Raw genomic sequence first — 12,449 nt, 5'->3', positions numbered from 1 at the left:
GTACATATTGTACTATTTGATAAAATTCCTTATCATTGTATACTGTAACCGTTATGCGCTACTCAATAGATCATAAAAGCCCTATCCCCTTGCATGCCCAGGCAGAAACTCTTTTAAGGCAGCTCATTGCCGAGGAAGAATATCAAAACGGCAAAATAATGCCCAACGAGGTTGAGCTGGCAAAAATGCTGGCCATATCCCGCACCACGCTGAGGCAGGCTATTAATAAACTGGTTTTTGAAGGCCTGCTTGTACGTAAAAAACGCATGGGCACTAAAGTTGCGCAAGCCGGGGTAAGCTCCAAATCAAACAATTGGCTTAGCTTTTCGCAGGAGATGAAACTGAGAGGCATTACCATCCGTAACTTTGAATTACATGTTACCTGGGAAATGCCTAATGCCGAAGTAGTGCGGTTTTTTGAAATTAAACCCGATAAGCAGGTTTTAAAAATGGAACGTGTACGGGGTAAAACAGACGAACCCTTTGTATACTTCGCATCATACTTTCACCCCCGGGTGGGCCTAACCGGCGATGAAGACTTCAAAAGGCCGTTATATGAGCTTTTAGAACACGAGTATTCTGTAATTGCTACCCTGTCGAAAGAAGAAATAAGCGCTATGGCGGCTGATAAATTCATTGCCGAAAAGCTGCGTGTGCCTGTTGGCAGCCCAATATTATTCAGAAAACGTTTTGTTTTTGACCAGGGAGAGCGCCCAATAGAGTTTAACATTGGCTATTATAAGGCCGACAGCTTTGTCTATACGGTTGAAAGCACCCGATAAGCTGCCTTAGGAGAATAAGAAGCGAAGTCTCTTTTACTTAATTCCAATACAATTTAAGGCAACTCCATACAACCAATTCGTTACTCAGGGTCTGCAATCTCAGGTTCCCGTCGTAATATTTAGCCACCATGCGCAAACAGGTAGGCCCGCAATCTATTTCCTCTGGCTGTTGGTTGATAAAAGATCAATTTAGCCCTAACCGGAATTTTTTAAGTAAGAGCCATACTACGCTAACGGCCTTCATATAATTGCACAATCTTTTGTTCCAGTTCTCGTCCGGTAAGGTTCTTCGCCACTATCATCCCTTTTTCATCAACTATGTAGGATAAGGGTATGTCGTTGATGGCATATGCTTTAAGTGCGGGGTCCTGCCCTTTAATGGATATCAGTTGAGTCCAGGACATGCCGTCGTCCGCTACGGCTTTTTTCCAGGCCTCTTTTTTTTCGTCAACGGATACAGATATGATTTGAAGGCCCTTGGTTCGAAAAGCACGATATAACTTTTTTAATGTAGGCGTTTGATTCCTGCACGGAACACACCAGCTGGCCCAAAAGTCAACGATCAGATAATTTTTGTGCAAAGCTGTCGAGACCACTTTGCCATGTATGTCTGATAGTGCAAAGTTCTTGAAAGCGTTCCCCGGCACAAAGGTATTTCTCGCTACGATGGTGTTTTTAAGTTCGGCGTATTTATCCATCGCTTTGTAACGCAACGGCATTTTATCCAGGTTGCTAAGAACGGTCTCGTCACTGTAGATACGTTTGTCATATTGAGTATATGCTTCAAGTGCCGCATAAGAGTCTGGATACGTTTTAATCAGGCTGTCCACATTCCTAAAGATCTTTTTCTGTAAAGTGTCAAGTTTACCTTTCATCAATTTTACCGAATCTGCCTTACCGGCACTGTTCATTGCCATCAGCCTGGTAAATAGTTCCTCTTCCCGGTCTTTTAGGGGGCGTAATACACTTCGAAATTTGTTCCGGATGTCAAGTTCGCGGGACCCGGTGATCACTGCAGCGTTCAGTGCGGCGGCGTCCCCGGTCAAATTGATGGGGCTTCCATCAAGAAACACAACAATAAAACGGTCATTGCCTTTTAGAAAAACACTGTAGAGGCCTGCCGGGAGCGCTTTGGTATTAAAAAAAAAATCGCCTCCTTCTAATTTCACCGAATCAGCCATCGTCTTTTTAGTGTTCGGGATATAAGTATCCGATGAAAGCATGAGCATTTGCTGCCCGCCATGATTGATCTTGCCGCTTATGGCCGTCGGCCTATTGTTCTGCGCTGACGCCCGCAAAGAGAATAACTGTACAATGGCAAATAGTAATATCGTTGATTTGATTTTCATAGCTGTTTATTGTTTTACGAGACCTTATATAACTCTTCTCCCGGCAACTGAAATTTTTCACGTCCGTTAGCGGTTACCGTAAGCATGCGGTATAGGGGCCAAGTTAAAGGAGGTGTACTTCAATTGAAATTTTGTTACACCAACTGCCATTTTGTAGCGATGAAATGATACCGCATTTTCAAAACACGAAGAACAGGAGGCGCCCGCCGGCCGCCCCCTGTTGAGGTCACTTATTGCAAATAGTGATGTGTGTTACCGTCACTGTCGTGGTTGTGATCGGGTCTGTTTCCCCAAATTAAGGGGGGCGTGCCGGTCTTTTGAAAGAAGCGATACGCCTTACATTCAGTTTCAGCGCTGTTTTAACTTTCATAGGTGATAGTTTTCGTTCAAGTTATCGGCACTAATGGAAGCGTGGAATTAACCACACGAAACTCGCTATACTCACGGCAAAAACGCTATTTTAGCTTACCATGGTCTATCAGAAGATTTCGTTCAAATTAAGCAACCCACAACTGCATGTGGTATCTTGGGCGCTGCTTATAGGTTATGAGGTTCTCGTCGCATATAGTTTTGGAGGAAAACTTTCATCGTTCTTTGACTACGCAGGCCATTACATGCTTAACATCGGCCTGTTCTATGCCAATACTTACCTGGTCTTGCAGCGCGCGCGCAGTAGAAGCAAAAGTTCAGTGGTGCTGGTGATAGTATTGGTCTTGCTGGAGTTTATTGTCTACATGTTATTAAAAAAAGTACTTTACGCGTGTTTGCTATATTATGGTATCTATGTTGAAGCGAACATGCCCGGATACGAAACGTTTTTTATACAAAGCTTATGGCGTTTTATTTATTTCATTGGTATAAGCACCGGCTATTGGTTTGCCTTATCTGGCATCCAACAGGCGCGCGTGATAGCCGGGCTGGAGAAACAGCGCCTGGAAGACCTCATTCAAAAAGAGACTGTTGAAAGACAACTCCTGATCGCCGAGAACAGTTATTTGAAAGCCCAGATAGATCCGCACTTTCTGTTCAATGTTTTGGGTTTCATTCATAACCAGGTCTACAAAGTATCTGCGACAGCAGGCGAGACGGTTACTTTGCTGGCCGATATGATGCGCTATTCTTTTAGTAATTCACAATTAGACCAGGAAGTGACGGCCTTATCGGAGGTCGAGCATATTAGGAATTACGTGACGATCAACCAGTATAGGTTCGGCCATCGCCTGAAGCTGGAACTCCGGATCTCCGGAAATGCTGCCAATGCGAAGATACCCCCGCTACTATTGATGACCATCATTGAGAATGTCTTTAAATATGGCGAACTGGTCAATCCGGAAGAGGCCGCGGTTATTGACTTGTTTGTGGGGGAAAGGCAACTAAAGTTGTTCATCCGCAATCAAAAGAACGAGCGGCAGAATATCATCAGTTCGGGCACAGGGATGTCAAATGTGGTAAAGCGGCTCGAGCTTCACTATAAGGATAATTATGTTCTGGATATCAGAGATACCGAAAAACATTACCAACTTCAATTAACAATAATATTCAAATGATCAATTGTATCATCGTCGACGACGAATCTTATGCAACGGACACATTATCCGATTATATCAATAAATCGGGAATGCTAAATCTATTGCATACGTTCAACAGTGCTACAGCCGCCTTGCAAGTAATACTTAACGGCCCCGCTCCAGACCTGGTGTTCCTGGATATCGATATGCCTGAACTCACCGGCCTTGAACTTGCCCGGTTAATACCAGCGAATGTAGGTGTTGTTTATGTTACCGCACACTCCGGTTATGCGCTCGACGCCTTCGATACAAATGTTTATGATTTCCTGTTAAAACCTGTTTCATTTGCCAAATTCATGAGGACTGTTCAAAAGGTCAACTTGATGCTTGAACAAAAAAGCCCGGAACTAACCGTTTCCCAAGACCATTTTTTCATCAATCCCGGTGTAAAGAACAAGCTCATCAAAATAAATTACCCGGATATTATATATATAGAAGGATTGAAAAATTATGTTGTCATACACACCATCGCCTCAGGTAAACACGTTACCTACCTGACCATGAAAGAGATTGCTGAAGCTTTGCCAGACGACCGTTTTCTGCGGACTCATAAATCCTATGTGATCAATCTCGATCTGTTACAAAGTGTAGAGGGCAATATGGTGGTCATGCCTGATCGCCGTTCCCTTCCACTTGGAGCAGCATACAAGGATACCCTTATGCGATTCATACAAAAAAGAACTGTTGTGTCTCGCCGTTGAGTAAATCAAAGAGCGGGAGTGCTGCCGTCCGGCGGCACTTGAACAAAGTCCTGAAGACTCTTTGATTTTTAACTGCCGTTGTTGAAAATGATTACGCAAATAGCTGCTCTACATCCTACAGAATTACATGGTGAAGGCGTCCGGAATATCCAGTTTAATGGCTTTTTAAGGATTTATGCTTTTCTTAATACTTAATCAAATCAATCTTAACCGGCCCTAATAACCCTGATTGCTGCAAACCATCATGTGCGCCCGGGCCGAACAGTACTGATGTTGGTCGCGTACCCGCGGGCATCTGCGCATCGCCAATCAGCCTGTTTACCCAGTTGTTTACTACTTTTATTTCGAGTTTATTCGCGCCGGGTTTTATGGCGCGGGTTATATCTACCCGGTACGGCGGGGTCCAAGCGCCGCCTAATTCTATGCCGTTTACAAAAACTTTGGCGATGGATCTGGCCAGACCCAGGTCGATAATGTAGTTGGCTCCCGGCTGTATCATCCCGGCATCGAAGGTTGTGCGATAGTAGGCCGTACCCGAGTAATATTTGATGCTATCGTTGGCGTTCATAGCCCAATCTGTTAAAGTGTCGAACATTACGGGCTTTGCGGGGCCGCGCATGTTTTTGTCGAAGCTTACCATCCAGGGCTGGGTGATGCTTATCGTTTTCAGCGGTTTGGGGTAATTCTGCCTGGAGGTATCACCTTGCGCACCTGTTTTCCTGAAGATGATGAACGCACTCTCCAGCGGGGCCAATTGCAGCGGTACAAGCGTAGTTGCCCCGGTTTGATGATAGGCCGGCAGGCTGCGCATGGTGCCTGATGTGGCATCCCACAGTTCGGGCTTCTTTCCTGTGATGCGGAACTCCGCCCCTATTTTTACGGGTACATCTTTCTGATTAGATACGAAGTACAAATCGCCCTCTTTCAATTGCCGGTGGATAAATAGTACATCCTCGCTCCCGCTGGCTCTAAAATCGGGGATTACTTTAATCATATTTAAGGCCTGCTGCATATCCATGCCGCTTATTACCATGCCTTTGCCGTAATGGTTAATCCTGCTAGTAATGCCATCCACTTTACCCCAAAGCTCGCCTGCCATGGTTTGCACCAGCTTATCTGCTGCCGGGTAACCTTTTAAGCTGGGCGACCTCGAAGGCTTCGGCCCCAACACTACTGCGCCCTGCTGCACCAGTTCTTTTATTTTGGCCAAAAGCTCGGGGCGCATGGTTTCCAGCTTGGGCAACACCAAAATGCCGTAGCTGATGCCGTTAGGCAAAGTGAGCCTGCCATTTTTCACAGTAAGCTTTTGCTTTATCACTTCGCCGTTGATGTAATCGAAGGAGTAGCCCTTGGGCAATGCCGGATCGGTTACGCCCGTCATCTTGGGGGCATCCTCGCCAATAAAATACGCTACATCTGCTACGTACTGGCCTTGCTGCAGCATCATGTTGCAGCGTTTCAGGTACTGCAGCAGCACGTCCATATCAAAAAACCAGGTGTTCAGCCTGTTGAACTCCACCCCAAACCAGGCCGTTAAACCCGGCAAGGCATCTGCGGGCTGCGATATATATACGTGCAGCAAAGTGTTGTTTATTCCCTCGGTAAAAAAGCGGTCACCGCGTTTTTTGAATAAAGCCGGGTAACGCCCAAAGGGGGCACCCGCCGCGGTGAAAGATTCGGCAGATACTTTAATCTTGCCATAAATATGCGCCGATGAGGATGCTGCGCGGTTTTCTATATCGCCAAGGTCGCCTTCGCTCCAAAACTCACCCCCTATCTCGTCAGATTGCCCTCCGTACTGCAAAAACTCGCCGGGGTAACCCCAATGCCCATAATTCTCCAGCCAGGTGGTCAGGCCGTTCTTATGGCTTATTCGGCGCAGGCCGCCCACGTATTTGTAAGAGACATCATCGGCAATCAGCCGTCTCAGGTCCCAAAGAAAACGATCTGCCATATCTGTATTGCCAACCACTTTGCCCTGCAACACGGGGAGATAGGGCGTTGGGTCGTAATTGTAGGCTTGTTTAAACTCGGCAATTAGGTTATCCGTCCAGTTCTGGCTGCCGGTTTCGTAGCTATCCTCCACCACCGCTTTCCAGGTTTTTCGGTCCTCTGCCGGTATGCGTTTCAATATCTCGCCCATAAAGGCGTTGAAGTGGGCAGTAACGTGCTGCGTGCTCATCTTGTCTACCTCCAATCCCCGGCCTTCGGGCGGCGACGGCGAGTTGGTAACCGTGGTGGGCGCCATACCAGTGCGTTCTATTATCCAATTGCCCGCGGGTACCTGCCAGCTAAGCGTACCATCTGCGGCCATGGCGGCAGATATATCCTGTACCTTATTAGGGTCGATGGCGTATGCGTTTGGGTCGTTCGGCTGCAAGGGCCATTGGTAGGCCGTCCAGAACGGGTGCGGCGTGGGCCACATTTTGGCCAGTGTTTTCTCGAGGTAACTATCTACCACCGGCACTGCCGATAATTTCAATCCCGTTAGCCCCGAATTGCCCGACACCCTTGTAAACACTATCCTGAAATTGGTGGCTGTAGTTGCCGGTACCGAAATGGTTGCCGGGCCGTATGGCACAAAACCGGTGTTAAGTTCGGGGTTGGTACGGTCTATCTCAAAATGCTTTAGGGTTACATAGTTGCTGTTGGTTTTGACTTGCACATCGCCTATCAGATACACCGGCTGCCGGCTGGTATTTATGATTACACTGCGGAGGGTATAAGCCGTCTCCACATTCACATCTATCGAAAATTTGGCACCTTCTTTAAGCCTGATGCCCGTATGTTCGTTAGCATCAAATAAATTATTCAGGGAATCTATAGCGGGATTGGATGCCGTTTGTGGTTTTAAGGCCGTTATATCTGTCGCATAATCGGCGGCTACAGGGTAGGCAATTACCTTCACGTCCTGGAAATCATCCTTGGGTTTTACCAACTTTTGCTTCAGCAATACCGGTCCTTTTACCAACAACTGCGATGAAGTTAAATAGCGCATGGCCTGCTGCGGCTTAACCCATGGCCCGCCGGATTGGCTCCAGCCCGGGCTGTTGAATATGCCTATCTGGATATTAAGCCGGGTGGCTGTTTTGAGGGCCGTGTGCAGGATATCCCACCACTCGTTTGAAAACATCTTCACTTTGCCATCAGGTACATTGTCGAGCCAGATGTTGCCGATGAAAGCCCGGTTGATGCCAACTTTTTTCATGGCCTCCAAATCTTTTACCACACCTTCTTTGGAGATATTGCCCGATATCCAATACCAATATACGCTCATCTGCACCGAATCGGGGATGGTTGCAAAACCAGTCTGCAGCGCTTTGAAGCTATTTGAAAAGTATGGCGACGGCTTGCGGGCCTTGATTGTTTGGGCCTGGGTTACCGTGGCGGCAATAGCCAAAAACGCTATAAAAAAGCAGGTTTTTTTGAAGGACATGGGTAGCATAATGAATAGCCGGGAGGCATTCCCCTGCTATTTAAATGCTGAAATTACAAAAACCTGAGTGATTGCAAAACTTTTTGCTAAAACGATTAAGCTTTTCTTTAAAAATACACTTCAACTCAATGCCCAACCTCTTTGGCATACTTCTTTTCGCCTGCGGCAATGGCTACCTGCGACTGATTTTCATCGGGTGGTTTGGGGCATGAGTAGCCACCGGCAAAGGCGCAGTAAGGGTTGTAGGCCTTATTGAAATCGATGACAACGATGCCGTTTTTAAAGTCGCCCTCGCGCAGGTCGATATACCTGCCGCCGCCATAGGTTTCGTGGCCGTTGGTGCCATCGGTAAAGGGCAGAAAAAGGTAATCGGCGTAGGCAGGAATTTTAGCCAGAGCGGGGCTGCGGTAAACCGAAAGCGTAACCGGCTTGCCGTGCACCGTCATATTCAATACTGCGTATTTTACGTATTCGCTGCCTGCGCCGGCAAAAGCGGGTATCACAAACGTAGCCGGGTTGGCCACCAGTTGCGCCTTAGCCACTACTTTATAAGTGCTATCTGCATCATAAAAACGCAGGTATTGCAGGTCCTCCTTTTTCAAGGGCGAGCTTTTATCCTCTAAAAAATCGGCCATATACTTTTGGCGGTAAGCCGTAATCTCGGCTTTATGGTTTTGCCCGAAAGCAATGCTGGTAGAAAGCAGCAGTAATATTAATAAGTATCTCATATTTAAGTCTTAAGTAAAGAGTCTTGAGTCGGAAGTCTTCCTGTGGAGCTTAGGTCTTTTTCCATTTTAAACTCCGGACCCAAGACTCAGAAAATCACTTCCCTATCCTGTACAGCTTTCCGCTGTCAGTTACACCGTACAGGTTGCCGTCTTTACCGGTAACCAGGGCGCGCCAGCGTTCGCCTTTATCTTTAAACAAGCGTTCTTCGCCCACCACTTTATCGTTTACTATTACCAGTCTGGCTATATGCGAGCCGCCCAGGCCGCCTACGAACAGGTTGTTCTTCCACTCGGGTATGGCGCTGCCGGTATAAAAGGTGATACCAGCCGGCGATATGCTTGGGTCCCAATAGTAAACCGGCTGTGTCATACCCTCTTTTTGCTGTATGCCGTCGCCAACTTTGCTGCCGCTATACTCAATGCCATAGGTAATTACCGGCCAGCCGTAGTTTTTGCCTGCGCGGATAATGTTGATTTCGTCGCCGCCGCGGGGACCGAACTCAGCCTCCCAAAGTTCGCCGGTTACAGGGTTCCAGTCCATACCCTCGGGGTTGCGGAAACCGTAGGCAAAAATCTCGGGCAATGCGCCTGCCTTGCCCGCGAACGGCCCGCTTGCCACTGGTTTGCCCTCTTTGGTAATGTGTATCACCTTGCCTATGGCTGCACCAAGGTCCTGTGCTTTCATGCGGATATCTGCGCCCGAACGCTCTCCTGTGCTCACGAACAGGTTGCCCTGTTTATCGAACAAAATGCGCGAGCCGTATTGCAGCGTACCGCTGTAAGCCGGGCGGGCACGGTATATTACTTGTATGTTCTCTATTTTGGTTTCGTCGGCCGATAATTTGCCTTTGGCAATGGCTAGCGCGTAGCCATCGGTGCCGGCCTCGGCGTAATCCCAGTAAAGCATGCGGTTGCTGGCGAAGGCAGGGTCGAGGTTTACATCCAGCAAACCACCCTGGCCCTGAAAAACTACCGCCGGTAAGCCGGTAATGGTTTTATCGGCCTGTCCGTTAGCTTTCAGTATGCGCATGGTGCCGCCTTTCTCGGTAATGAGGAAACGCCCATCAGGCAGTACGCGGAGGCCAAACGGACTTTTCAGATCCGTAGATATTACGGTTGCAGATACCGCGGCCCTGGTTTTAACGCCGGCTATGCGCGTTTGCCCTTTAAAAGCTGGCAGGTAGCTGCTGTTGGGCGATTTGGTTTCTACCGGTTCGCCATCGTTTTGCTGGGCGCAGGCCGTAACCACGGTTGATATCAGCCCGAGGCTAAAAATAATCTTCTTGCAGGATGTTGGTAGCATAGTAAGGTGTTTAATATGGATAGATGCATTTAACACCCTAAAATTAGGATTTAGTTTTGAGAAACAGCCCGCCCTGTTCAAGTTCGGCATCGCGTAAGCAAATCGTTACGATGTACCCGGTTAAACAAGCTGCAACCTTGCGAAAAAAAGGGCCTGCTTTTGAGCAGGCCCCGGGGTATATGGCCAGGCCTTTTATGATTGATGCGGTTTGTCCGTCCCTTCCGGGCCGGTTCCTGTAGTCGGCGGCTCTTCCTCACTTTTAGCTTCTTCCTCTTTGGTTCCCTCGGCCAGTTCATTAAAGGCAGCTATCGGCTCCTTTTCGTCCTCGGCAGGCGTAATAGGTTCTTTGCTGCTTCTGCCGGTAAAGAATTTTTTGATGGCGCTGCCCGCTGCAACAAAGCCAATGGCTATCAGCTTCCAAAATTTAAGTGCGAGGGCAAAAAAACCAACTTTGGCCAGTATCTTGCCCGCTACCAGGCCACCTATGGTCCACGCGGCCACATTGTCTATGCTCGAGTCGAAATTGGTGTATTTGTTGCCATCGGTAAACTCAACCATGGTAAGCACCTGCGGCACGCCGGTTTTTACGGCTGCCAGCTCGTTCATGGTGGCAATAGCATTAAGCACCAGCACGCCTTTGCGGCCCAACACGCGTACGTTGTAGTTGAGGGTGTTCACGCTGTCGGTACCGAATTTCACCTCCTTGGCCCAATGCAGTATATGCTTATCGCCATCGTAGTAAGGTTTGGCGGCCCAGCCTATGATGGTAATGGGCGGGAAGCCGGCTTTCTCGCGCTCGGGGTTTTCTTCTTTGGTTTCGGTTTGTAGCTTGGTGAGCATCTCGTCGTAGTCCACATCTTTGGCATCATCGTCTTTTACGTAGCCGATAGCATCGTACTGGATGTTGAACACGTAGCCGCCGCTGAGGATGCCGTTTTCTTCGGGCATGATGAAGCCGAGGGTCATGTTAGATGTTTTGGGGTTGCCCCATATCTCGGTAAGTACCTTAAGGGCCTGTACCGAATCGAGGTACTTAAAGCCTTTGGGGATGGTTACCGTAGCAATGCCATCGCCAACTTTGATAGTGCCGTGCTGGTAAGTAAATTGTTTTTCGAAAGCAGCCATCTTAATAGCCGTGCTATCCTGCGCCAGTGCAGCGTGCGCATAGAGGCCTAAGAAAACGATGAGGGCGTAAAGTTTTTTCATGCAATAAGGGTTAGTTCTGTTAAGCCTTAAAGATATATCATCGGCATCAAACCCTAAAATTATCGTAACATTTTTTTCGGTTGAAAAAGTCCATAAAAACATTTACCGACAAACAGCACGTAAATGCCTATACTCTCCGCAAAAAAATTCAATGTCAGGCCCATTTTACGCAGCCAAATTTTGAACACGCAGCCAAATTCCACTTTGCTCACGTGCCAAAAAATGTAAACCCTGCAATTAAAGGGCGCATAAACACCTCCAAACAAGTATAAAAATCATTAAAAGGACTCGTTTTTGCGACATTTTTAAATAGTGTATTTATTACACTAAGATGACCCCGCCTGTCAAAATAAACCTCACCTTTGCAGCGAATTAAAAGGCATAGATATACAAGCCCAAGTAAAGGGCAAAAGAGCCCAATAATTCAATCGTATCCAAAAAGAGAGTGATACGATTCGACGCAAAACCATAAAATAACATGACGATGAAAATGAAAAACCTATTCTTAACCGCAATTGCAATTATTGCCTTAAGCACTACCGCACCAGTTTACGCAAACACCATAAAAGACGATGCCTTTACCATATTAGAAGATGTTGGCACCATCAGCAGCATTGAAGTACACGGCAACGTGCAGTTATTTGTGAGCGATGCCCCTGCCGACGTGATAAAAGTTTACAACAAGTACTACGCTGAGAACGCGCTTATCCAAAACAAAGGCGGCGCATTGCGCATCTCTTCTTATAACGACGAGAAACTGGTCATATGGGTAAAAGCTACCGACCTGCGTTCTGTGTCCCTATTCGATAATGCGCAGATCGTATCGTTCGGCACGCTGTCGAAAATCGATTTCAGCATCGATTTGCATAACAATGCCCAGGCAATGCTTACTGTGAACGCATTTAAGCTTACCGTAGCGGTTAAAAACAACGCTAAAGCCGATATCAAAGGCAGCACCGAAGAGCTTTACCTTAACCGCGATGCGGCCCAGAACATTGCCACCAATGACCTTGCAGTATTGAACCTTCACCAAAACAAAGTTATTGCTGCAGCAGGCAAGCAAGTAAGCGCGATATAATCTTTCCAGATTATAAGCTTCGATAAAAGATAAAAAAGCCGCCACGGAAATGGAGGGCACTGAAAAAGCACCTTCTTTCATAAAGGCAATAATTAGAAGCGATCAAGTAAGGCATGATTTTACTTGGTCGCTTTTTTTATTTCTGCATTCGCGATGGTTAGCTGTTTATCAGCGGGTGTTCAAAAAGGGCTGAATGGAAGAATTTGAGTCTTTTTTTCTCTGAGTTTACAGAGTTAGGCGATTAGTTTGATGATTCTTTTAAGATTAACTGTGAAGATCGCCAACGCTCCCTGCATCT

At 47.2% G+C, this 12,449-nt stretch carries 10 protein-coding genes; 4 read left to right on the top strand and 6 right to left on the bottom strand.

Translation table 11 applies throughout. The annotated features are described in order from the left end of the window. Nucleotides 1-53 precede the first annotated feature (53 nt). Complete coding sequence (locus tag AC1DXC_RS13770) at nt 54-782, top strand: GntR family transcriptional regulator (RefSeq protein ID WP_477459725.1); 729 nt, start codon at nt 54-56, stop codon at nt 780-782. A gap of 37 nt (nt 783-819) precedes the next feature. On the opposite strand, the gene AC1DXC_RS13765 is transcribed toward AC1DXC_RS13770, so the two are convergent. Both AC1DXC_RS13765 and AC1DXC_RS13760 read right to left on the bottom strand, forming a co-directional pair. After that, nucleotides 820-960 (bottom strand): cysteine peptidase family C39 domain-containing protein, encoded by a 141-nt coding sequence (locus AC1DXC_RS13765; RefSeq protein WP_477460017.1) that lies wholly within the window; start codon nt 958-960, stop codon nt 820-822. Between the two features lie 52 nt (nt 961-1,012). Beyond that, nucleotides 1,013-2,131: a redoxin domain-containing protein gene (locus AC1DXC_RS13760; RefSeq protein WP_477459724.1), complete on the bottom strand. Its 1,119-nt coding sequence runs from the start codon at nt 2,129-2,131 to the stop codon at nt 1,013-1,015. Between the two features lie 470 nt (nt 2,132-2,601). Here AC1DXC_RS13760 and AC1DXC_RS13755 point away from each other — a divergent pair, with 470 nt between their 5' ends. Next, nucleotides 2,602-3,678 (top strand): sensor histidine kinase, encoded by a 1,077-nt coding sequence (locus AC1DXC_RS13755; protein WP_477459723.1) that lies wholly within the window; start codon nt 2,602-2,604, stop codon nt 3,676-3,678. Next, nucleotides 3,675-4,400, top strand: a complete 726-nt coding sequence (locus AC1DXC_RS13750) for a LytR/AlgR family response regulator transcription factor (RefSeq protein WP_477459722.1) — start codon at nt 3,675-3,677, stop codon at nt 4,398-4,400. Before AC1DXC_RS13755 ends, AC1DXC_RS13750 begins: the two co-directional genes overlap by 4 nt. A gap of 184 nt (nt 4,401-4,584) precedes the next feature. Here the strand turns inward: AC1DXC_RS13750 and AC1DXC_RS13745 are convergent, their stop codons facing one another. The 4 genes from AC1DXC_RS13745 to AC1DXC_RS13730 all read right to left on the bottom strand — a co-directional run bounded on the left by AC1DXC_RS13745 (nt 4,585) and on the right by AC1DXC_RS13730 (nt 11,073). Then, nucleotides 4,585-7,836 carry a glycosyl hydrolase gene (locus AC1DXC_RS13745; RefSeq protein WP_477459721.1) on the bottom strand — a complete coding sequence of 1,084 codons (3,252 nt, stop codon included), beginning with the start codon at nt 7,834-7,836 and terminating at the stop codon, nt 4,585-4,587. 125 nt (nt 7,837-7,961) lie between these two features. Then, the gene (locus tag AC1DXC_RS13740) at nt 7,962-8,564 is read right to left on the bottom strand and encodes a DUF1684 domain-containing protein (protein ID WP_477459720.1); all 603 of its coding nucleotides are present in this window, start codon (nt 8,562-8,564) and stop codon (nt 7,962-7,964) included. A 94-nt stretch (nt 8,565-8,658) separates the two neighbouring features. Further along, a complete protein-coding gene (locus AC1DXC_RS13735; RefSeq protein WP_477459719.1) occupies nt 8,659-9,867 on the bottom strand; it encodes a PQQ-dependent sugar dehydrogenase in 1,209 nt (402 codons plus the stop codon). Nucleotides 9,868-10,059: 192 nt separating this feature from the next. Continuing rightward, a complete protein-coding gene (locus AC1DXC_RS13730) occupies nt 10,060-11,073 on the bottom strand; it encodes a DUF2167 domain-containing protein (protein ID WP_477459718.1) in 1,014 nt (337 codons plus the stop codon). Between the two features lie 484 nt (nt 11,074-11,557). Between AC1DXC_RS13730 and AC1DXC_RS13725 the strand changes: the two genes are divergently transcribed. Beyond that, complete coding sequence (locus tag AC1DXC_RS13725; protein WP_477459717.1) at nt 11,558-12,151, top strand: GIN domain-containing protein; 594 nt, start codon at nt 11,558-11,560, stop codon at nt 12,149-12,151. Nucleotides 12,152-12,449 lie beyond the last annotated feature (298 nt).

It is taken from the genome of Mucilaginibacter sp. P2_D11, assembly GCF_056404435.1.
Note: the sequence above shows the minus strand (reverse complement) of the source record. Positions and strands in the feature narration are given on the sequence as shown.